General features: G+C 69.3%; 21 protein-coding genes and 2 riboswitches. Of the genes, 7 read left to right on the plus strand and 14 right to left on the minus strand.

Annotated elements, in window-relative coordinates:
• The first annotated feature begins 130 nt into the window (after nt 1-130).
• Nucleotides 131-1,447 carry an alkaline phosphatase family protein gene (locus M9979_RS09895; RefSeq protein WP_254289193.1) on the plus strand — a complete coding sequence of 439 codons (1,317 nt, stop codon included), beginning with the start codon at nt 131-133 and terminating at the stop codon, nt 1,445-1,447.
• 11 nt (nt 1,448-1,458) lie between these two features.
• The gene (locus M9979_RS09900; protein ID WP_254289194.1) at nt 1,459-1,905 is read left to right on the plus strand and encodes a MaoC family dehydratase; all 447 of its coding nucleotides are present in this window, start codon (nt 1,459-1,461) and stop codon (nt 1,903-1,905) included.
• Between the two features lie 153 nt (nt 1,906-2,058).
• Here M9979_RS09900 and M9979_RS09905 read toward each other — a convergent pair whose 3' ends face one another.
• The 3 genes from M9979_RS09905 to M9979_RS09915 form a co-directional block, all read right to left on the minus strand.
• Nucleotides 2,059-2,709 (minus strand): hypothetical protein, encoded by a 651-nt coding sequence (locus M9979_RS09905; protein WP_254289195.1) that lies wholly within the window; start codon nt 2,707-2,709, stop codon nt 2,059-2,061.
• 457 nt (nt 2,710-3,166) lie between these two features.
• Nucleotides 3,167-3,697, minus strand: a complete 531-nt coding sequence (locus M9979_RS09910) for an adenine phosphoribosyltransferase (RefSeq protein ID WP_254289196.1) — start codon at nt 3,695-3,697, stop codon at nt 3,167-3,169.
• A 31-nt stretch (nt 3,698-3,728) separates the two neighbouring features.
• Nucleotides 3,729-5,258, minus strand: a complete 1,530-nt coding sequence (locus tag M9979_RS09915; RefSeq protein WP_254289197.1) for an aminoacyl--tRNA ligase-related protein — start codon at nt 5,256-5,258, stop codon at nt 3,729-3,731.
• 281 nt (nt 5,259-5,539) lie between these two features.
• Between M9979_RS09915 and M9979_RS09920 the strand changes: the two genes are divergently transcribed.
• Nucleotides 5,540-6,442, plus strand: coding sequence for a DMT family transporter (locus M9979_RS09920; protein WP_254289198.1), 903 nt, complete (start codon nt 5,540-5,542; stop codon nt 6,440-6,442).
• On the opposite strand, the gene M9979_RS09925 is transcribed toward M9979_RS09920, so the two are convergent.
• From M9979_RS09925 to M9979_RS09960, 8 genes are all read right to left on the minus strand, one after another.
• The gene (locus tag M9979_RS09925; protein WP_254289199.1) at nt 6,439-6,948 is read right to left on the minus strand and encodes a CcdC protein domain-containing protein; all 510 of its coding nucleotides are present in this window, start codon (nt 6,946-6,948) and stop codon (nt 6,439-6,441) included. The genes M9979_RS09920 and M9979_RS09925 overlap by 4 nt on opposite strands.
• A gap of 171 nt (nt 6,949-7,119) precedes the next feature.
• Complete coding sequence (gene gcvPB, locus M9979_RS09930; protein WP_254289200.1) at nt 7,120-8,694, minus strand: aminomethyl-transferring glycine dehydrogenase subunit GcvPB; 1,575 nt, start codon at nt 8,692-8,694, stop codon at nt 7,120-7,122.
• On the minus strand, nt 8,691-10,049 hold the full coding sequence (gene gcvPA, locus M9979_RS09935; protein WP_254289201.1) for an aminomethyl-transferring glycine dehydrogenase subunit GcvPA: 1,359 nt from the start codon (nt 10,047-10,049) through the stop codon (nt 8,691-8,693). Before gcvPA ends, gcvPB begins: the two co-directional genes overlap by 4 nt.
• 147 nt (nt 10,050-10,196) lie before the next feature.
• Nucleotides 10,197-10,568, minus strand: coding sequence for a glycine cleavage system protein GcvH (gene gcvH, locus M9979_RS09940; RefSeq protein WP_254289202.1), 372 nt, complete (start codon nt 10,566-10,568; stop codon nt 10,197-10,199).
• Nucleotides 10,568-11,776 (minus strand): glycine cleavage system aminomethyltransferase GcvT, encoded by a 1,209-nt coding sequence (gcvT, locus tag M9979_RS09945; RefSeq protein ID WP_254289203.1) that lies wholly within the window; start codon nt 11,774-11,776, stop codon nt 10,568-10,570. The genes gcvH and gcvT overlap by 1 nt, the downstream gene beginning before the upstream one ends.
• Nucleotides 11,777-11,833: 57 nt before the next feature.
• Nucleotides 11,834-11,935, minus strand: a riboswitch (glycine riboswitch).
• Nucleotides 11,936-12,027, minus strand: a riboswitch (glycine riboswitch). It lies immediately after the preceding riboswitch.
• Nucleotides 12,028-12,111: 84 nt separating this feature from the next.
• Nucleotides 12,112-12,444 carry a hypothetical protein gene (locus tag M9979_RS09950; protein ID WP_254289204.1) on the minus strand — a complete coding sequence of 111 codons (333 nt, stop codon included), beginning with the start codon at nt 12,442-12,444 and terminating at the stop codon, nt 12,112-12,114.
• Between the two features lie 24 nt (nt 12,445-12,468).
• Entirely contained in the window at nt 12,469-12,789 is a 321-nt protein-coding gene (locus M9979_RS09955) for a hypothetical protein (protein WP_254289205.1), read from the minus strand.
• Nucleotides 12,789-13,424 carry a hypothetical protein gene (locus M9979_RS09960; RefSeq protein ID WP_254289206.1) on the minus strand — a complete coding sequence of 212 codons (636 nt, stop codon included), beginning with the start codon at nt 13,422-13,424 and terminating at the stop codon, nt 12,789-12,791. The genes M9979_RS09955 and M9979_RS09960 overlap by 1 nt, the downstream gene beginning before the upstream one ends.
• 196 nt (nt 13,425-13,620) lie before the next feature.
• On the opposite strand from M9979_RS09960, the gene ispH reads away from it, so the two are divergent.
• The 3 genes from ispH (at nt 13,621) to rnhA (ending at nt 16,175) form a co-directional block, all read left to right on the plus strand.
• Nucleotides 13,621-14,604: a 4-hydroxy-3-methylbut-2-enyl diphosphate reductase gene (gene ispH / locus M9979_RS09965; RefSeq protein ID WP_254289207.1), complete on the plus strand. Its 984-nt coding sequence runs from the start codon at nt 13,621-13,623 to the stop codon at nt 14,602-14,604.
• A 162-nt stretch (nt 14,605-14,766) separates the two neighbouring features.
• Nucleotides 14,767-15,720 (plus strand): homoserine kinase, encoded by a 954-nt coding sequence (gene thrB, locus M9979_RS09970; RefSeq protein WP_254289208.1) that lies wholly within the window; start codon nt 14,767-14,769, stop codon nt 15,718-15,720.
• Complete coding sequence (gene rnhA / locus M9979_RS09975) at nt 15,717-16,175, plus strand: ribonuclease HI (protein ID WP_254289209.1); 459 nt, start codon at nt 15,717-15,719, stop codon at nt 16,173-16,175. The genes thrB and rnhA overlap by 4 nt, the downstream gene beginning before the upstream one ends.
• A 206-nt stretch (nt 16,176-16,381) precedes the next feature.
• Here rnhA and M9979_RS09980 read toward each other — a convergent pair whose 3' ends face one another.
• From M9979_RS09980 to M9979_RS09990, 3 genes are all read right to left on the minus strand, one after another.
• Complete coding sequence (locus M9979_RS09980) at nt 16,382-16,555, minus strand: YegP family protein (protein ID WP_254289210.1); 174 nt, start codon at nt 16,553-16,555, stop codon at nt 16,382-16,384.
• Nucleotides 16,556-16,819: 264 nt separating this feature from the next.
• Entirely contained in the window at nt 16,820-17,899 is a 1,080-nt protein-coding gene (locus M9979_RS09985; RefSeq protein WP_254289211.1) for an NAD(P)/FAD-dependent oxidoreductase, read from the minus strand.
• Nucleotides 17,896-18,828 carry an alpha/beta fold hydrolase gene (locus M9979_RS09990; RefSeq protein ID WP_254289212.1) on the minus strand — a complete coding sequence of 311 codons (933 nt, stop codon included), beginning with the start codon at nt 18,826-18,828 and terminating at the stop codon, nt 17,896-17,898. The genes M9979_RS09985 and M9979_RS09990 overlap by 4 nt, the downstream gene beginning before the upstream one ends.
• A 53-nt stretch (nt 18,829-18,881) precedes the next feature.
• On the opposite strand from M9979_RS09990, the gene M9979_RS09995 reads away from it, so the two are divergent.
• Nucleotides 18,882-19,355 carry an A24 family peptidase gene (locus M9979_RS09995; protein ID WP_254289213.1) on the plus strand — a complete coding sequence of 158 codons (474 nt, stop codon included), beginning with the start codon at nt 18,882-18,884 and terminating at the stop codon, nt 19,353-19,355.
• Nucleotides 19,356-19,393: the final 38 nt, after the last annotated feature.

Here is a 19,393-nt window from a genome sequence, read left to right on the forward strand (position 1 = left end):
GTCTCACCTGTGCTTCGACAGGCTCAGCACGAACGATTGGCTGGCGGCGTCGCGGCACGCGCCGCCTTGTCGCAGCACCCCTGTCCCGCGTAAGGCGAAGTCGCCCTCCACGGTTCGGGACGAACGCTTCGTGAGACTGATCCCCCTCGGCCTGCTCGCGCTGTCGCTCGCCGGCTGCGCGCTGCCCTACACGCCGCCGGCGCTGTCGCCGGCGACGCAGCCGGCGCCGGCGAGCGGCAACGTCGCGTTTCCCCCGCCGCCCTCCGCGACGACCGCCGCCGCGCCGATCACCATCCTCGTCTCGATCGACGGCTTCCGCCCCGATTATCTCGACCGCGGCGTGACGCCCAACCTCAACGCGCTTGCCGCCGGCGGCGTGTCGGCGGCGATGCGGCCGGCGTTTCCATCGATCACTTTCCCCAACCACTGGACGCTGGTGACCGGCAAGGTGCCCGATCATCACGGCATCGTCGGCAACAAGATGGAGGACCCTGCCCGCCCCGGCGAGACCTTCACGATGAGCAGCGACGATCCCTTCTGGTGGAACGCCGCCGAGCCGATCTGGGTGACCGCCGAAAAGGCGGGCGTGCACACCGCGACGATGTTCTGGCCGGGCGCCAACGTCGGCTGGGGCGGGACATTGCTGCCCGACAGCCATGGCGCGGTCGCCAATGCGACGCGGCCCGAGGACTGGCAGCAGTTCAACCAGGCGGTGACCGGCGCACAACGCGTCGATGCGGTGATCGACTGGATGCGCCGCCCGGCGGCGACGCGGCCGCGTTTCGTCACGCTCTATTTCGACACGGTCGACAGCGCAGGCCATGCCAACGGCCCGCAGGCGGCCGAGACGACGCAGGCGGTTGCCGCGGTCGACGTTCAGATCGGCCGGCTGGTCGAGGGGCTGCGTGCGCTGCACCAGCCCGCTAATCTGGTGATCGTCGCCGACCATGGCATGGCGGCGACCGACAGCACGCGGACCATCGCGCTTGACCGCATTGCGGATCCCGGGGACTTTCGGCTGCTGTCCGAAAGAGGACCCTATGCGATGCTTTTCCCGGTCGCAGGCCATGAAGCGGCGCTGGAGGCGCAACTGCTCAAGCCGCATCGGCATATGACGTGCTGGCGGAAGGGCGAGGTGCCGGCGCGCTTTCGCTACGGCACCAACCCCCGCATCCCGCCCTATTTCTGCCTCGCCGAGACGGGCTGGCTGATCCTCAAATCGGCGGCGACCGGGCCGTTCCACGGCGGTGCGCACGGCTACGACAACCGGTCGCCCGACATGGCGGCGCTGTTCGTCGCCAACGGGCCGGCGTTCGCGGCCGGCAAGCGGCTGGCGAGCTTCGACAATGTCGCGATCAACCCGCTGCTGCGCGACCTGATCGGCCTGCCCGCGGGTGTCGGGCTGGACGGCGACGATGCGCCGTTTAGACAGGTGCTGAACCGATAGGAGAGCGGCGGGTGCAGTATTTCGAGGATATCGAGGTCGGGTCGAAGGCCAGCTTCGGCGATTATGCGGTGACGCGCGACGAGGTGGTCGCCTTTGCCGGGCAATACGATCCGCAGCCCTTCCATCTGTCCGACGAGGCCGCGGCGGGGACCTATTTTGGGCGGCTGTCGGCGAGCGGCTGGCATACCTGTGCGATGACGATGGCGATGCTGGTCGCGCATATGAAGGTGCACGCGCAGGCCAGCCTGGGCTCGCCGGGAATCGACGAACTGCGTTGGCTGAAGCCGGTCTATCCCGGCGATCGCCTGCGCTGCGAGACCGAAGTGCTGGAGACGCGCCGCTCCGCCAGCCGGCCCGAGATGGGGATCATCAAGAGCCGGATGGCGGTGTTCAACCAGGACGACGTGATGGTGATGACCTTCGTGTCGAACGGGCTGATCGCGACGCGCGAACGCTAAGCAATGCCCCCGTCACCCCGGACTTGTTCCGGGGTCCACTCCGCGGCGAGGCGAACGGCTAGAGCCTCTTGTCCTGCGCTCGCGGGCAAGTGGTCCGGGGTGACGGATGGTTTGGGGGGACCGCTTCTACCCCTAAGGGCGCGGCGGCCCCAATCAGCGGCGATCGCGTCCGCCACCGTCGCGACGCCCGCCGCCGCGATTGCCGCCCCAGCCGCGCGGCTGGCCCCCGCCCGGCGTCACCGCGCGCGGCGTATCGCCGCGGGGCTGGCCGGAAAAGTTCTGACGATTGCCGCGCCAGTTGCCGCGATCCCCGCGCGGGCCGTCGTTGCGATAGCCCGGCGTGCGGTCGCCGCGATTGCCGTCCCACCGCTGCCCCGGGACGCCGTTGCCACGATTGCCGTCCCAGCGCTGGCCGGGAACGCCGTTGCCGCGGATGCCGTCGCCGCGGCCGCGGTCGAAGCCGTTCCAGTCGTTGCGGAAATTGCGGTCGCCGCGCCATGTGTTGCGGCGCCCTTCCCAATAGCGGCGCTGGCCGTCGTTCCAGCGATAGGGGCGGCGATACTGGTCGTAGACGTAGATGCCGGTGCCCGGATAATAATAGTCGCCGTACCAGCCGAAATAGCCCGGATTGGCGCCATAGCCATAGCCGCCGTACGGATCGGCATAGCCATAGCCGCCGTCGTAATAGCCGCCGCCGCCATAACCGACCGCGACGCCGCTATAGCCATAGCCGTCGGTACACGCCGCCGTGCCGATGCCGGCACCGAAGATCAGGCCCGCCAGGGCCAACCGCTTGAAAAACATGATGCTCTCCCGTCATCGAGGGGCGCGAGCATGAGGCAAGGACGCGCCGATCGTCGTTCAACGAGGGCGGATCGTCGCAGGTTCCCGCTGAATGACGGATGAGCGGGTTGGGGGGACGAGGATGCCCCCAGCCACCCGTTCGCCCTGAGACTGTCGGAGGGCGGGTGCGTGGGCGGGTGTTTCCCCAATCCTCTGCGAACCCGACAAGCGTTGCGCTACGCAATCCGTTCGTGCTGAGCCTGTCGAAGTACGATGAGCCTCACCTGCCCTTCGACAGGCTCGGGGCGAACGGGAGGGGAGCGGCGGATGTTTCGCTGCCGCCCGTTCACCCTCACCCTCACCCTTCCGCGGCTGCGCCGCTCCCTCCCTCTCCCGGCGGGAGAGGGAAAAGACGCCGAAGGCGGCGAAGGGTGAGGATGACCACGGCTACGCGGTTGGCAAATAACAAGCCAATCCCTCAATGCCCCGCGAAATCGAACAGCGCATCGACGCGCACGCCATCCCCGCGCAGCGCATCCGCACCGCCCAGATCGGGCAGGTCGATGACGAACTGCGCCTGGCTCACGTCGGCGCCCGCCTTGCGCAACAGGCGGATCGCGGCGCGGGCGGTGCCGCCGGTGGCGATCAGGTCGTCGACCAGCAGCACGCGCTGCCCCGGCACCAGCGCATCCTCATGCATCGCGATCCGGTCCTGGCCGTATTCCAGCGCATAATCCTCGGCGATCGTCGCGCCGGGCAATTTGCCGTCCTTGCGGATCAGCAGCACGCCTGCCTTGAGCGGCACCGCCAGCGCCGCGGCGAACAGGAAACCGCGCGCCTCGATCCCCGCGACGAGGTCGACGGGACCTTGCGTCGCCGCGACCATCCGCTCGACCGTCGCGGCGAGGCCGGCGGGGTCGAGCAGCAGCGTCGTGATGTCGCGGAACTGGATGCCGGGCCTGGGGAAGTCCGGGATGGTGCGGATCAGCGCCTTGAGGTCGTCGTTCATGCCGCTGCCGTCGCGTGCCCCTCGCCTGCGGTCAATAGGCGCGCGCGAGCAGCACGCGTTCGACCGCGGGTTCGCCGGTGAACACGCAGGCCCCGTCCGCCGCCGCCTGATCCCCCGGCGCGTTGCGGATCGTCAGCTTGAGCGCCTTCAGCCGCTCGACCACCGCGTCGAGCGCCGCGCCCGTCGGCCGCGCCCATTGCACCTCGACCCAGCCGGGGTTCTTCACCCCCTCCGCGAAATGCACCTCGACCGCGGCGAAGTCGGCAGCCGGCACGATTCCCGCCTTCAGCCGTGCGCTCGCCTCCGCGTGCAGCGCCTGCTGGATCGCGGCGAGCAGCGCTGGCGCATCCGCCTCGAAATCGCCGCGCGGCATCACCTGGCTGTCGAGCTTGCCGTCCTCGCGATACAATCGGTCGCGGCGGATCACCGAGACGGCGCCGCCGGCCATATCGCGACCGCCGATCTCGACGACGATCGGCGCGCCCTTCTTGACCCAGCCCCAGCGCTTGGTCGCCGCCTTGGCGGGCTTGAGGTCGAGCAGCGCCCGCACCGGTTCGCCGAGCGCCGACAGGCCGGCGAGGTTCGACTGGATGTCCTTGGCATAGGCGATCAGCGCCTCGTCCTCGGGCGTGTCGCGCAGCATCGGCACGATGACGATCTGCCACGGCGCGATCCGCGGCGGCACGCGCAGCCCGTCGTCGTCGCCGTGCACCATGATGACGCCGCCGATCATCCGCGTGCTCACCCCCCAGCTGGTGGTGTTGGCGAGCTCGAACACGCCCTCCTTGTTCTGGAACTTGATGTCCTGCGCGTAGGCGAAATTGGTGCCGAGGAAGTGGCTGGTGCCCGCCTGCAGCGCCTTGCCGTCCTGCATCATCGCCTCGATGCTGTAGGTCGCGACCGCGCCGGGGAAGCGCTCGTTCTCCGGCTTCTCGCCCGCCACGACGGGGAGCGCGAGGCAGTCCTCGGCGAAGCTGCGATAGACCTCGAGCATCTTGCGCGTTTCCTCGCGCGCCTCGTTGGCGGTGGCGTGCGCGGTATGCCCCTCCTGCCACAGGAACTCGCTGGTGCGCAGGAACATGCGCGTGCGCATCTCCCACCGCACCACGTTGGCCCATTGGTTGATGAGCACGGGCAGGTCGCGCCACGACTGGACCCAGCGCGCGAACGCGGTGCCGATCACCGTCTCCGACGTCGGGCGGACGACCAGCGGCTCCTCCAGCCTGGCGGCCGGATCGGGCATCAGCCCGCCCTTGCCGTCGGGGATCAGCCGGTGGTGCGTGACCACCGCCATCTCCTTGGCGAAGCCCTCGACGTGCTCGGCCTCCTTCTCGAAATAGGACAAGGGGATGAACAGCGGGAAATAGCAGTTTTCATGGCCGGTCGCCTTGATCCGGTCGTCGAGCAGCCGCTGGATCCGCTCCCAGATGCCATAGCCCCACGGCCGGATGACCATGCACCCGCGCACGCCCGATTCCTCGGCGAGGTCGGCTTCGGCGATGACGGATTGATACCAGGCGGCGAAATCGGCGTCGCGGGTGACGGGGAGAGCGTGCTTCATGGGGGGCCTTTATCCGTCAGACGAATACTCGTCACCCCCGCAAGGGCGCCTATCGCCTGATTGGCTCGCAAGGCGATCCTCCCATCCCACCGTCACCCCGGACTTGTTCCGGGGTCCACTCCGCGGCGAGGCGAACGGCATCTGCTCGAAGCGATACGCCCGCCCACCGGTGGACCCCGGAACAAGTCCGGGGTGACGGAGGATGTTGGGCGCGCGGTCGGTTGTGCAATCGTTCGAGCCAACCCTACCCGCCCCCACCCGTTGCCGCTAAGCCCCCGCGGATGAACGACCGTATCCTGCCCGCGATCGGCCTGCGCCTGCTGTCGGTCGTGTTCTTCGCCCTGATGAACGCGTGCATCAAGCTCGCCGAACAGGCGGGGGCGAGCGTCGTCGAGATCCTGTTCTTTCGCCAGTTCGGCGCGGCGGTATTGGTATCGGGGGTGATCCTGAGCGGTCCCGGCCTGCGTTCGGTCGCGACGCAGCGCTTGCCCGCGCATGTCCTGCGGATGGCGGTGGGGCTCAGCGCGATGACGATGACGTTCAACGGCATCGTCGCGCTGCCGCTCGCCGAGGCGACGACGATCGGCTTCACCGTGCCGCTGATCACCACGATCCTCGGCGCGGCGATCCTGCGCGAACCGACGGGCGCGTGGCGCTGGGGGGCGGTGATCACGGGGTTCGTCGGGGTGCTGATCGTCGCCCAGCCGGGCGGCGCCCACGGCTCGCTGACCGGCACCGGATTCGCGCTCGCCGGCGCGTTGGGGACGGCGTGCGTCACGATCCTGCTGCGCCAGATCGGGCGGACGGAAGGCGCGCTGACGACGGTCTTCTGGTTCTCCGTCCTGTCGCTGGTGCCGTTGTCGCTGTTCTACGTGCCGATCGCGCGCGGGCATGGCGTCTTCGGCTGGGCGTGTCTCGCCGCGGTGGGCCTGCTCGGCGGCTGCGCGCAGATCGCGATGACCAATTCGCTGCGGCTCGGGCCGGTGTCGGTGGTGGTGCCGATGGACTATTCCAGCCTGTTGTGGGCGACCGCGCTCGGCTGGCTGGTGTTCGGGACGCTGCCCGCCGCGGCGACGTGGATCGGCGCGCCGGTCATCGTCGCCAGCGGCCTCGTCATCGTCTGGCGCGAGGCGGTGCGGCGGCGGACGGACACGCTGGTCGCGAGCGCGGACGACGTGGCCTAGGCCGCCCGCGCCGCCGCCAGCATGCGCTTGCCCCGCAGGTACATTTCCAGCCGCTGCGCGGTGAACAGGCCGAGCGCCAGCGCCATCAGCACGTCGGTGACAGCCATCGGGTCGAACCCGCCGCCGCCATAGCTCATCGCGCCGCGCGCGCCGCTGCGCACGACGACCAGCAGCACGATGAACAGCAGCGCCGCGGGCGACGAGGTCTGCCCCAGGTCATGCGTTTCGGGATCGAGCGTGATCCGCATCATCTTGCCGCGCTGCCACCCGAGCGCGCCGCCGAGCGCCAGCGCCACGAGGCAGAACGCCCAGCCCGCCCCGTGCGGCGGAAAGCGCGAGAAAGTGAAGCCGATCACCACCGCATACACCGCGGGCAGGATCCACAGCCGTTCGAGCTTGAGCGGCCGCACCCGGCTCATCCGCCGCCAGCGGATCGCCATCACCACCGCCACGACGACGAGCGGGATCGCATAGCTGATCCACCCGCCCGGCTGCTGTGTGTGCATGTTTGTACCCCCTGCCCTTTTGGCGAGGGTAGCGGCGGCGGATGCGTTACGGAAGAGGTACGCCCTCGCGCCACTTCCTCCGTCACCCCGGACGTGTTCCGGGGTCCACTCCGCGGCGGGGCGGAGGGCGAGAGGCTCACGCCCGGAACACGTCCGGGGTGACGGTGCCCTTTATTCCGCCGCCTGCGCCAGCGGCGGTTCCTTCCATACCAGCACCGGCTTGCGCGCCGCCAGCGTCTCGTCGAGCCGCGCACGGGGCGCGAAGTGCGGGGCGGATTTGAGCGCCGTGTCGCCCGCCTTCGCGCGCTCCGCGACGCTGCGCAGCGCGCCGATGAACTGGTCGAGCGCCGCCTTCGATTCGGTCTCGGTCGGTTCGACCAGCATCGCGCCATGGACGACGAGCGGGAAATAGACCGTCATCGGGTGGAAGCCCTCGTCGATCAGCCCCTTGGCGACGTCCAGTGTCGAGAAGCCCTCGGCGAGGTTGGCGTCGCTGAAGATCGCCTCGTGCATGCACGGACCCGAGGCGGCGAACGGCGCGTCGAGCGTGCCCTCCAGGCTGCGCAGCACGTAATTGGCGTTGAGCACCGCATCCTCGGCGACCTGGCGCAGGCCGTCGGCACCGTGGCTGAGGATATAGGTCAGCGCCCGCGTGAACATGCCCATCTGACCGTGGAAGGCGGTCATCCGCCCGAACGTGTCGGGATGGTCGTCGCCCGCGGTCTCTTCCTCGATCAGCTGGATATGGCCGTCGGCCATCCGCGCGGTGAAGGGGAGCGGGCCGAACGGGCTCAATGCCTCCGACAGCACCACCGGCCCCGACCCCGGCCCGCCGCCGCCGTGCGGGGTCGAGAAGGTCTTGTGCAGGTTAATGTGCATCGCATCGACGCCGAGGTCGCCGGGACGGACCCGCCCGACGATCGCGTTGAAATTGGCGCCGTCGCAATAGACGTAGCCGCCCGCGTCATGCACCGCGTCGCTGATCGCCTTCAGGTCGCGCTCGAACAGGCCGCAGGTGTTGGGGTTGGTAATCATCACCGCGGCGACGTCCGGCCCCAGCCGCGCTTTCAGCGCATCGGTATCGACGCGGCCGTCGGCGGTCGCGGGGATGTCCTCCACCATGAAGCCCGCGAAGGCAGCGGTGGCGGGGTTGGTGCCGTGCGCGCTTTCCGGGACGAGCACGACCTTGCGATGCCCCTCGCCGCGCTTCTCCAGCGCCGCCTTGATGCACAGGATGCCGCACAGCTCGCCATGCGCACCCGCCTTGGGGCTCATCGCGACGCCGTGCATGCCGGTCAGCTCGATGAGCCAGACCGCGAGTTCGTTGATGACGCCGAGCGCGCCCTGCACGGTATCGACCGGCTGGAGCGGATGGACGTCGGCGAAGCCGGGCAGCCGCGCGACCTTCTCGTTGAGCCGCGGATTGTGCTTCATCGTGCACGAACCCAGCGGGAACAGGCCGAGGTCGATCGCGTAATTCTGCCGGCTGAGGCGGGTGTAGTGGCGGATCGTCTCCGGCTCCGACAGGCCAGCGAGCCCGATCGGCGCCTTGCGCGACAGGTCGCCCAGCCGCGATCCCGCAACGTCGCCCTCGGCGAAATCGACGCCGGTCGTGCTGGTATCGCCGATCTCGAAGATCAGCGCTTCCTCCAGCATCAGCGCCCTGTTGCCGGTGAAGGTGGGGGCGGCGTCGTTGCCGTTGGCGGCGGTCATCTTGGGGCGCCAGCCGCTCTGGTTGATGCTCATGCCAAAACCTCCTCGAGTGCGGCGGCAAGGGTTTCGACGTCCTCCGCGGTCGTCGTCTCGGTCACCGCGACGATCAGGCCGTTGGCGAGGCCCGCCTCATCCGGGTAGAGCCGGCCGAGCGATACGCCCGCCAGGATGCCGCGATCGGCGAGCGTGCGGACGACGGGGCGCGCTTCGGTCGGCAGCTTCAGCGTGAATTCGTTGAAGAAGCTCTGCGTCACCAGCTCGACGCCCGGCACCTGCGCCAGCCGGTCGGCCGCACGGCAGGCGCCGGCATGGTTGATCCCCGCCAGCCGGCGCAGGCCAGCCTCACCCAGCAGCGTCATGTGGATCGAGAAGGCGAGCGCACACAGCCCCGAGTTGGTGCAGATGTTCGACGTCGCCTTTTCGCGGCGGATATGCTGTTCGCGCGTCGACAGCGTCAGCACGAAGCCGCGCTTGCCGTTGGCGTCCACCGTCTCGCCGCAGAAGCGGCCGGGCATCTGGCGGATGTACTTCTCCTTGCAGCCCATCAACCCGACGTACGGCCCGCCGAACTGCAGCCCGACGCCAATCGACTGGCCCTCGCCGACGACGATATCCGCGTCCATCTCACCGGGCGAGCGGATCGCGCCCAGCGCCACCGGCTCGGTGACGACCGCGATCAGCAGCGCCTTGTGCGCGTGGCAGGCGTCGGCGAGCGGCGTCAGGTCGGCGATGCGACCGAGGATGTCGGGATACTGGACGACGACGCAGGACGTCTCGGCATCGATGCTCGCGATCAGCGTGTCGATATCGGTGTCGGCGGTCAGCTGCGGCGTCGCGGTTTCCAGCGTGTCGCCGGTGTACTTCGCCATCGTCTTCGCGACGCTGACGTAATGCGGGTGGAGCCCGCCCGACAGGATCGCCTTGCTCTTGCGCGTGATCCGCCGCGCCATGCCGATCGCTTCCCAGCAGGCGGTCGAGCCGTCGTACATCGAGGCATTGGCGACGTCGGTGCCGAGCAGGCGCGCGACCTGCGTCTGGAACTCGAACAGCATCTGCAGCGTGCCCTGCGCGATCTCGGGCTGATACGGCGTATAGGCGGTCAGGAACTCGCCGCGCTGGATCAGGTGATCGACGCTGGCCGGCACGTGATGGCGGTACGCGCCCGCGCCGAGGAAGAACGGCACCTCGCCCGCGACCGTATTCTGGCGAGCGAGCGCGGTCATGTGCCGCTCGACGGCGAGCTCGGAGGCGTGGTTGGGCAGGCCGTGGATCGCCCCCGACAGGCGCGCGGCCTCGGGCACGTCGACGAACAGATCGTCGATACTGGCGGCACCGATGACCTCGAGCATGGCGTCGCGATCGGGCTGGGTAAGCGGCAGGTAGCGCATGGCGGTCTTTCTCCCCTCCCCGACGGGGAGGGGTTGGGGGAGGGGCGCGTCCGGGGATTACGGAGAGTCGCTCGCGCGGCGTTTGCCGTCAGGCGAGCACGCTCCCCTCCCCCAACCCCCTCCCCGGTGGGGAGGGGGCTTTGCGGGTCACAGCTTCGCGACGAACGCTTCGTAGGCGGTCTCGTCCATCAGCGTCTCGAGCTCGGACGGATCGCTGAGCGTGATCTTGAAGAACCAGCCCTCGCCTTCCGCGTCCGAATTGACGAGGCTCGGATCGTCGGCGAGCGCGGTATTGCCCTCGAGGACATTGCCCGACACCGGCGAATAGACGTCCGAGGCCGCCTTGACCGATTCGACCACCGCGGCCTCGTCGCCCTTCGACAGGGCCTTGCCGTCCTCGGGCACGTCGACGAACACGATGTCGCCCAGCTGGCCTTGCGCATATTCGGAAATACCGACGGTGCCGATATCGCCATCGACGTCGACCCATTCGTGATCTTCGGTAAAGTAACGGCTCATCACTTGCCTCCTGCGCGGACGTAGCGGTGGGGAACGAACGGCATCGCGGTGACGGTGCCGGTGTGGATCTTGCCGCGCTGGACGAGGCGCACCGTGGTGCCGACGCTCGCCAGATCGGCGGGGATATAGGCCATCGCGATCGGCGCGCCGACGCTGGGCGCGAAGCCGCCGCTGGTGACGCGGCCGATCACCGCGCCGTCCGCATCGACGACGCTGGCGCCCTCGCGCACCGGCTGGCGCCCCTCGACCGACAGGCCGACGCGCTTGACCGCAGGACCATCGGCGCGCTCGGCGAGGATGCGCGCGGCGCCGGCGAAGTCGCCGGCCTCGTGGCGGCGCTTGGACAGCGCGAAGCCGAGGTCGGCCATCACCGGCGTCGTCTCGGGATCGAGGTCGTGGCCGTAGAGCGGCAAGCCCGCCTCGAGCCGCAGCGAATCGCGCGCGCCGAGGCCGATCGGCTTGATCTCGGGCTGGTCGCACAGCGCGTCGGCGAAGGCCGCGGCGACTTCGGAAGGCACCGACATCTCGACGCCGTCCTCGCCGGTATAACCCGAACGGCTGATCCACAGCGCATGGCCGTTCCACGCGAACGCGCCTGCGGTCATGAACACGAGTCGCTCGACACCCGGCACCAGCCGCGCGACCGCCTCGACCGCCTTCGGCCCCTGCACCGCCAGCAGCGCCTGATCCTCCATCAGGTTGAGCGTGACCGCATCGGGCAGCACGTCGAGCAGATAGGCGAGATCGTCGTACTTGGTCGCGCCGTTGACGACGACGTAATGGCTCGCCTCGCCGAACGGATGCGCGCCCTCCGCAGGCAGCGTCGTCACCATCAAATCGTCGAGGATGCCGCCCTCGTCGTTGAGCAGCAGCGAATAGCGGATCTTCGTCGGCGCCAGCCCGGCGATGTCGCCCGGCAGCACCGCCTCGAGCGCGCGCGCGATGCCGGCGGCATCGAGTCCGTCGCCGGTCAGGCCGACCTGACCCATGTGGCTGACGTCGAACAGCCCCGCCGATTCGCGCACCCACAGATGCTCGGCCATGATGCCTTCGTACTGGACGGGCATCTCGTATCCCGCGAACGGCACCATCCGGCCGCCGCGGGCGCGGTGCCAGGCGTCGAGCGGCAGGTGCTGGATCGCGGGTTCGTCGCCCTCATCGACGCCGTCGAGCGGGTCGGGCAAAGTATCTGGCAGCGTCTCGCTCATCGACCGTCTCCAAAAAGGTACGTGACCGAAGACGGCGCAGCGCCGCATCCGATCCGTCATACCCCCTCTGTCACGGTGACCTGAGAGCTTTGACCGGGCGGGTCGCCCGGCTTACCCCTTCGGTGGCTCCTCAAAGGAACGCTTTCCAGAGTGTCGATGAGGCGGCGCGCGGTCCGTTTGCCTGAGAGATTCCGGGGTGGTTGCTCCTTCGGCGGCCCCCTTGCGGAGGGGCTCTCTCCCGCGCGCGCCCATGCCGGTCGCCCGGCATCGACGGGTCAAGCTGTGGCGGCGTGATGGGGGTTAGTCAATCGGGAAAGCGGCGCAGTCAGCGACCTCTAACAGGCATGTTCCCGCAGTGGAGCGGCGTGCGAAGCGCCCCGGACCTTCTCGCGCGTGCGCACCGAACGCACCGTGTCCACCACCGCACGCAACATGGCGTCGCCATGGGCGGATGTCGACAGAAGCGCAGGATCGCCGTCTTCCGTCATCAGGATGAACCGCGCGCCACCGACATGCAACACGCGATGGGTGGTCGCCTGTTTCGACGTCACCTGCATCGGCTTGCGGAACCGGCGCGCCACCAACCGCAAGCCGGAGACGACCATCGGCATCTCGTCTTCGGTGAATTCGAGGCTCAAGCGAGCGTCAGGAAGCGACAGCAGTTCCATGGTCCCAATGTCCCATATGCTCCTTCACAAACCTTTACTCAAGTCCGCCGTGCGAAAGGCTGCCTGGATGACAGCCGCCCAATTGCCGTATTTGGCGAAGAACCAGTCTGCGCCGGGGCCAACAGGATCGCCGTATTTGCGCAGGTTGCGCGCTGCCATGAGTGCCACGATCTCCTCCGGATCGCCGGCACGGGCATCCTGTTTCAAGGCGTTGCGCCGCGCGACGAGATGACGCGCGATCGCTTCCTCGGACCATCCCGCATCATGGAGCGGCGCAATCTCGTCGCGCAAGGCGTGCACCGCAGCGACATAATCCGCCCGCCTCGCCTCCGCATCACCGCTCACTAGCGCTGCGCGTTATACTTCAACTGCGCATCGGTCAGCTGGAACCCGACCAGCGCCTCGAAGCTCGCGCGCAACACCGCGGAGCGTACCTCGGGCCGGGTCAGGGGATCGGTCGCGGCATCCTCGTCGCCGGCCTTGCGCTTGCGGGTCAGCTGTTCGCGCACCTCGTCGGGCAGCGTCGCGGCGGAGCGCGCGATCTGGGTGGAGGCGGTGCCGCTCGCCTGGCCGCGTGCCTGACCGGCGTCGAAGTGGACGACGATCTCGCCCTTGCGCTTGGCGGTCACCGCGGTGCCGCCGCGGACGATCGCGATGTAATAGGGCAGGCTCACGTCGCGGGCCGCGTCGGTGCGGGTGCGGCGGGCGAGCACGTCGAAGGTGACGCTGGTGGCGATCTGGTCGCCCGCGTCGTTGCACGCGCCGCGCACGTTGGTCATCGTCGCGACGACGTCGATCGCACTCGCGTCCTGGCTGGTCACGGGATCGAACACCGTCAGGTCGCCGGTGCCGGCGGCGACGCCGACGGTCGGACAGGCGGAGCGCACGGCGGTGATGCCGCCCTCCACGATCTCGCCCTTGCCGGCGCATCCGGAGAGGAGCAGCGCGAGGGCGGACAGGCCGAGAAGCGGGGTTTTCACGGGGACGCGTACCTTTGTCGAACGGGCAACGATGCCACGCCGGGACGAGCCGGCGGTGCGGGCGGCACCATAGGAACCGCCTTTCGCGCGTGCAAGCAATCGCGTGCTTCCGCACGATGGGGCAATCGCGTGCTTCCGCACGGCGGGGCAATCGCGTGCTTCCGCACGGCGGGGCAATCGCGTAAAGCGCGTCCCCATGGCTTCTCTTCCGAACGCAGCCCTTCCCGCCAGCGCCGCCAGGCTGCCGCTCGACCTGCTGATCGCCGCGCCGCGCGGCTTTTGCGCCGGCGTCGACCGCGCGATCCGCATCGTCGAGCTCGCGATCGAAAAGCACGGCGCCCCCGTCTATGTCCGGCACGAGATCGTCCACAACAAGTTCGTCGTCGATACGCTGAAGGCGAAGGGCGCGGTGTTCGTCGAGGAATTGGACCAGGTGCCCGACGGCGCGCCGGTGGTCTTCTCCGCGCATGGCGTACCCAAGTCGGTGCCGGCGGCGGCGCAGAACCGCGGGCTCGACTATCTCGACGCGACCTGTCCCCTGGTGTCGAAGGTCCATCGCCAGGCCGAACGGCTGGTCGCCGCCGGCCGCCACATCGTCTTCATCGGTCATGCCGGCCACCCGGAGGTCGTCGGCACCTTCGGACAGGTCCCCGCCGGTGCGATGTCGCTGATCGAGACCGCCGCGGATGCGGAGGTGTTCGCGCCCGCCGATCCCGACAACCTCGCCTTCCTGACGCAGACGACGCTGTCGGTCGACGATACCGCCGCGGTGGTCGCGGTGCTGCAGCGCCGTTTCCCCAACATGCTGCCGCCGCGCGGCGAGGACATCTGCTACGCGACGTCGAACCGGCAGGCGGCGGTCAAGGCGATCGCCGCGGCGTGCGACGCGATGCTGGTGATCGGCGCGCCCAATTCGTCCAACTCGGTACGCCTCGTCGAGGTCGCGGAGCGCGAGGGGATTCCGGCGCGGCTGATCCAGCGCGCAGACGATCTCGACTGGGGGTTCCTCGACGGTGTCGGCACGCTCGGCATCACCGCGGGCGCGTCGGCGCCCGAACTGCTGGTGCGCGAGCTGGTCGATCTGCTGTCGACGCGCTTCGACGTCAGCGAGCGAGAGGAAGAAACGACGCGCGAAACGATCGCGTTCAAGCTGCCGCGCGGGCTGGACGCGGCGGCATAGGTCGACCACGTTTCCACAGAACGACCCGTCACCCCGGACGTGTTCCGGGGTCCACCCATCCGCAGGCGGACGGATAGAGGCTCCTGCCGACCGCCAAGCCGCGGAGTGGACCCCGGAACACGTCCGGGGTGACGAAGACGTAGAGTAAGGAGGGGGGAAACCATGGCCGTCTATACGCAGGTGTCCGCCGAGGCGCTGTCCGCGTTCCTGCGCCGCTACGACGGCGTCGGCGAGCTCGTCTCCGCCAAGGGCATCGCGGAGGGGGTCGAGAACAGCAATTATCTCGTCGATACCGACACCGCGCGCTTCATCCTGACGCTGTACGAGCGCCGCGTCGATGCGGGCGACCTGCCCTTCTTCCTCGACCTGCTCGACCATTGCGCGGCCCGCGGCCTGCCGGTGCCGCCGGCGATCCGCGACCGCGATGGGCAGGCGATCCAGACGCTGGAGGGGCGCCCCGCCTGCCTGATCCGCTTCCTTACCGGCATCTCGGTGACGCGCCCGACACCGCAGCATGCCGCAACCGCGGGCGCGGCGCTCGGCCGGCTGCACGGCGCGGTCGCCGATTTCGCAGGCAGCCGTGCCAACAGCCTCGGCGTCGCCGACTGGCGGCCGTTGCTGGACCGCTGCGGCCGCGACCTCGACGGCATTGCGCCGGGGCTGTTCGCGCGGGTCGATGGCGCGCTGGCGGCGGTCGAGGCGGCGTGGCCGCACGATCTGCCGGTCAGCGTCATCCACGCCGACCTGTTCCCCGACAACGTGCTGATGCTCGGCGATGCCGTCACCGGCCTCATCGACTTCTACTTCGCCTGCCGCGATATCCGCGCCTATGACGTCGCGGTGATGCACACGTCCTGGGCGTTCGATCCGCTCGGCGTGCCGCTGGAGGGCGTCGGATCGGCGCTGCTTGCCGGTTACGACGCGGCATTCGGCCTGTCCGCCGCCGAGCGCGCCGCGCTGCCGGTGCTGGCGAAGGGCGCCTGCATCCGCTTCCTGCTGACCCGCGCGTGGGACTGGCTCAACACCCCCGCCGATGCGCTGGTGACACGCAAGGACCCGCTCGCCTATCTTCGCCGGCTCGACTGGTACGATGCGCATCCGGAGGCTTTCGCATGACCGATACCCCGCAATTGGTGGAGATCGCCACCGACGGCGCGTGCAAAGGCAACCCCGGCCCCGGTGGCTGGGGGGCGCTGCTCCGCTTCGGCAGCCATGAAAAGGAACTGTCGGGCGGCGAGGCGCTGACCACCAACAACCGCATGGAGCTGACCGCGGCGATCGAGGCGCTGCGCGTGCTGACGCGGCCGTGCCGGATCAAGCTGTCGACCGACAGCAAATACGTGATGGACGGCCTGACCCGCTGGATCCACGGCTGGCGCAAGAACGGCTGGCGCACCGCCGACAAGAAGCCGGTCAAGAACGCCGAATTGTGGCAGGCGCTGTTCGCCGAGACGCAGCGCCACGAGATCGAATGGATCTGGGTCAAGGGCCACGCCGGCAACGCCGACAACGAACGCGTCGACAGACTGGCGAGCGACGCCGCGCTGGCGGCGGCGCGCAAGGCGGCGTGAGGCAGGACATAACCTGCTCACTATCGAAGGGCTTTGAGACTCACCTGTGCTTCGACAGGCTCAGCACGAACTGTGGTATTCAATCAGCAGGACAAACCGAAATCCGTTCGGGCTGAGCCTGTCGAAGCCCTGCGCGCCACAAGCGACGGTTCCTGAGCTGACAGGCCCTTCGACCGGCGAACGAGTCGGGGTAATCGACCCAAGCCCTATTCCTCCTCGACCTCCGCGCCGGGTCCGTTCTTCAGGATCGAGGCGATCGCGTTGCGTGCGGAGGCGCGGCTTTCATAGCCCTCGGTCCACCAGATCAGCTCGCTGTTGTGCTTGAACTTGGCGACGAAGTCGCCGGCCTTGTTCTTCTCGATCACGAATTTGTGCGCCATGACAGCCTCCCCTTCGGATGGTCGCGGGAGGGTAACATGTGCCGCGCGCCGTGCAATCCTCCGCGGAACGGGGGCATCGCATCCGACGATCGGGTCGCGCGGCGGTTTCCCAAGCCCGTCGTCACCCCGGACGTGTTCCGGGGTCCACCGGGCCGCGGGCGTATGTTCGCGCCTCAGATCGTTCGCCTCGCCGCGGAGTGGACCCCGGAACACGTCCGGGGTGACGAAGGAACCTTGGCATTCGATGCCCGGCATGGGGAGGAGTTAGAAGCGCGCCGGGCTGTACCGCTCCACGTCGATCCGCTCGAACCCCGGCGGCAGCGATTCCCCCAGCAACACGCTCGCCGCCACCGCCGCCCCCGCAGGCGCGGTCTGGATACCGAAGCCGCCCTGGCCCGCGCACCAGAAGAACCCCGGCACGTATCGGTCGAAACCATATACCGGCAAGCGATCCGGCGCGAAGCTGCGCAGGCCCGCCCAGCTGCGCTCGACCGCGGCGACGCGCCAGTCGACCACGCCCTCGAACCGGTCGATCGCGATCGCGACGTCGATCTCTTCCGGCGCCGCATCGTACGGATCGACCGGCGTCTCGTCGTGCGGGCTGAGCCACAGCCGCCCGCCGGGTTCGGGCTTGAAGTAGAAGCGTCCGGCGATGTCGGCGACGTGCGGCATCGCGGCAGGTGCGGGCGGATCGGTGCGCAGCTGCGCGATGGTGCGGCGATAGGGCTGGATGCCGAGCGGCGCCGCGCCGGCGCGCACCGCCACCATATCGGCCCACGCGCCCGCGGCATCGACCAGCACGCGCGCATGGTGGACGCCCGATTCGGTCTCGATCGTCCACACGCCGTCAGACCGGCTCGCCGCGGTGAGCCCGGCGCGCGTCGCGATCGTACCGCCGCTGCGCCGCACCGTCGCCAGATACGACGCATGCAGCGCGGCGACGTCGATATAGGCGCAGCTCGGCTCCTGCACGCCGAGCGTCCATTCGGGACGCAGCCCGGGGATATGCTCCGCCGGATCGACGCGCGCCAGCGGCACCGCGGTGCCCGCGAACGCGGCGAGGAAGGCGTCGATCCGCCCCGCATCCTCCGCCCGCCCGATATGCAGCGACCCCAGCGGCGCGAGGACACCGCCCTCGCGCAACGCCGCTTCCGACGCGCTGGTCAGCGGCTGGATGCCCGGCCCGCCATAGGTTTCCGACCAGAAGGCCGCCGAGCGCCCGGTCGCGTGATACCCCGGCTGCTCCTCCGCCTCGAGCAGCAGTACCCGCGCCCGCGTGCCGATCGCCGCGGCGAGGCTGGCGCCGGCGATTCCCCCGCCGACGATGGCGATATCGTGGATCATGTCCGCGCCTCCAGAAAAGCGTCGATCGCCGCATAGGCGCGGGTGCGCACCGCATCGTCCTCGCGCAGCAGCTCGTGCGCCGCCTCGGCGCCGAATCGCACCAGTTCGACGTTCGGCAACTTGCCCGCCAGCCGCAGCGCCGCGGCGGGATCGACCAGCCCGTCGGCCTCAGCGACCAGCATCAGGATAGGCGTCGTAACGCCGCCGAGCCGCGAGTCGCGCTCCAGCCGCGCGCCCGACACGAACGCTTCCAGCACCCACGCCCAGCTCGGCGGCCCCAGCCGCAGCGACGGATCGCGGTCGTACCAATAGGCTTCGTCGGCGTAGCGTTCGACCGAATGGGTCAGCAACTGCTGGCGATGCCCGGCGGACTTCGCGTCGCTGCGCACTTTCCACGCCGGCCGCGCCGGATCGCCGAGCCGGGTCATCAGCCGCGCGACGCGGGTGCCCGCCCCCGTCCCGACCGGCGAGCGGATGCCGATCATCGGCGCGACCAGCACCATCGCGGCCGGATCGATCCCGCCGTCGAGCAGCGCGCGCAGCGCCAGATGCGCGCCCATCGAATGCGCGAGCAGCATCGCGGGCCCCGGCCCCTCGTCCCGCCATCCGCGCCAGAAATCGCCAAGGTCGGCGACCCAGGGATCGAAACTCGCCGCATGGCCGACATGCGGGTCCGCCGCCAGCCGCCCCGATCCACCCTGTCCGCGCCAGTCGAACGCGGTCACCGACCAGCCGGCGTCGTGCAGATGCGCGATGGTCTCGTAGAACTTTTCGATGATGTCGGCGCGCCCGCCCTGGACGAGGATGCGGCCACGCGGATCGGGGTGCGGCCAGTCGAAGCGGCGGTGCCGCCAGCCATCGGGCGCACGCCATTCCGACAGGCGGGAATCGGCCGCCGGCTCGCGGCGCAAAGTGAGCGGATCGATCATCGTCGGCGCGTGGTTACGGTTTCGCAAGCCATCGCGTCTACCTGTTCTGCCCGATGGGGTGGCACAATCTTCCGATTCCGGCGCTGGTCGTCATGCTGGGTGCGCTGCTGGTGATGGCGGGCATCGAGGATGCGCGCACGCGCGAGATCGCCAATGCCAAGAACGCCGCGATCGCGCTGCTCGCGCCGCTGTGGTGGTGGGCGCTGGGTTTGGGCTGGGGCGACGTCGGTATCCAGCTGGGCATCGCGGCGATCGTCTTCGCGGTCTTCCTCGGCGCATTCGCCGCCGGCTGGATGGGCGGCGGCGACGTCAAGATGATCGCCGCGCTCGCGCTGTGGCTGCCGCTCGGCAGCCTGCTCGACATGCTGATGGTCATGTCGGTGCTGGGCGGTGCGATCACGATCGCGATGATGATCGAGCGGCGCTGGCAACGGCGAATCGGTCAGGTCGAGGTCCCCTATGGCGTCGCCATCGCCGCCGCCGCGCTGCTCGCGCTCCCCGCCACGCTGCCACGAACCGGATTTTAACCAGTTCGCCCCCAACGATTACCACCGGATCAACCACC

Origin of the sequence: Sphingomonas liriopis (genome assembly GCF_024211255.1) — a bacterium.
Classification (GTDB): domain Bacteria; phylum Pseudomonadota; class Alphaproteobacteria; order Sphingomonadales; family Sphingomonadaceae; genus Sphingomonas; species Sphingomonas liriopis.

Excerpts from the sequence above, each read along its gene's own strand:
- M9979_RS09905 (WP_254289195.1), bottom strand. The coding sequence starts at position 2,709 with ATGTTTTTCAAGCGGTTGGCCCTGGCGGGCCTGATCTTCGGTGCCGGC.
- M9979_RS09910 (WP_254289196.1), bottom strand. The coding sequence starts at position 3,697 with ATGAACGACGACCTCAAGGCGCTGATCCGCACCATCCCGGACTTCCCC.
- M9979_RS09915 (WP_254289197.1), bottom strand. The coding sequence starts at position 5,258 with ATGAAGCACGCTCTCCCCGTCACCCGCGACGCCGATTTCGCCGCCTGG.
- M9979_RS09920 (WP_254289198.1), top strand. The coding sequence starts at position 5,540 with ATGAACGACCGTATCCTGCCCGCGATCGGCCTGCGCCTGCTGTCGGTC.
- M9979_RS09925 (WP_254289199.1), bottom strand. The coding sequence starts at position 6,948 with ATGCACACACAGCAGCCGGGCGGGTGGATCAGCTATGCGATCCCGCTC.
- gcvPB (WP_254289200.1), bottom strand. The coding sequence starts at position 8,694 with ATGAGCATCAACCAGAGCGGCTGGCGCCCCAAGATGACCGCCGCCAAC.
- gcvPA (WP_254289201.1), bottom strand. The coding sequence starts at position 10,049 with ATGCGCTACCTGCCGCTTACCCAGCCCGATCGCGACGCCATGCTCGAG.
- gcvH (WP_254289202.1), bottom strand. The coding sequence starts at position 10,568 with ATGAGCCGTTACTTTACCGAAGATCACGAATGGGTCGACGTCGATGGC.
- gcvT (WP_254289203.1), bottom strand. The coding sequence starts at position 11,776 with ATGAGCGAGACGCTGCCAGATACTTTGCCCGACCCGCTCGACGGCGTC.
- M9979_RS09950 (WP_254289204.1), bottom strand. The coding sequence starts at position 12,444 with ATGGAACTGCTGTCGCTTCCTGACGCTCGCTTGAGCCTCGAATTCACC.
- ispH (WP_254289207.1), top strand. The coding sequence starts at position 13,621 with ATGGCTTCTCTTCCGAACGCAGCCCTTCCCGCCAGCGCCGCCAGGCTG.
- thrB (WP_254289208.1), top strand. The coding sequence starts at position 14,767 with ATGGCCGTCTATACGCAGGTGTCCGCCGAGGCGCTGTCCGCGTTCCTG.
- rnhA (WP_254289209.1), top strand. The coding sequence starts at position 15,717 with ATGACCGATACCCCGCAATTGGTGGAGATCGCCACCGACGGCGCGTGC.
- M9979_RS09980 (WP_254289210.1), bottom strand. The coding sequence starts at position 16,555 with ATGGCGCACAAATTCGTGATCGAGAAGAACAAGGCCGGCGACTTCGTC.
- M9979_RS09985 (WP_254289211.1), bottom strand. The coding sequence starts at position 17,899 with ATGATCCACGATATCGCCATCGTCGGCGGGGGAATCGCCGGCGCCAGC.
- M9979_RS09990 (WP_254289212.1), bottom strand. The coding sequence starts at position 18,828 with ATGATCGATCCGCTCACTTTGCGCCGCGAGCCGGCGGCCGATTCCCGC.
- M9979_RS09995 (WP_254289213.1), top strand. The coding sequence starts at position 18,882 with ATGGGGTGGCACAATCTTCCGATTCCGGCGCTGGTCGTCATGCTGGGT.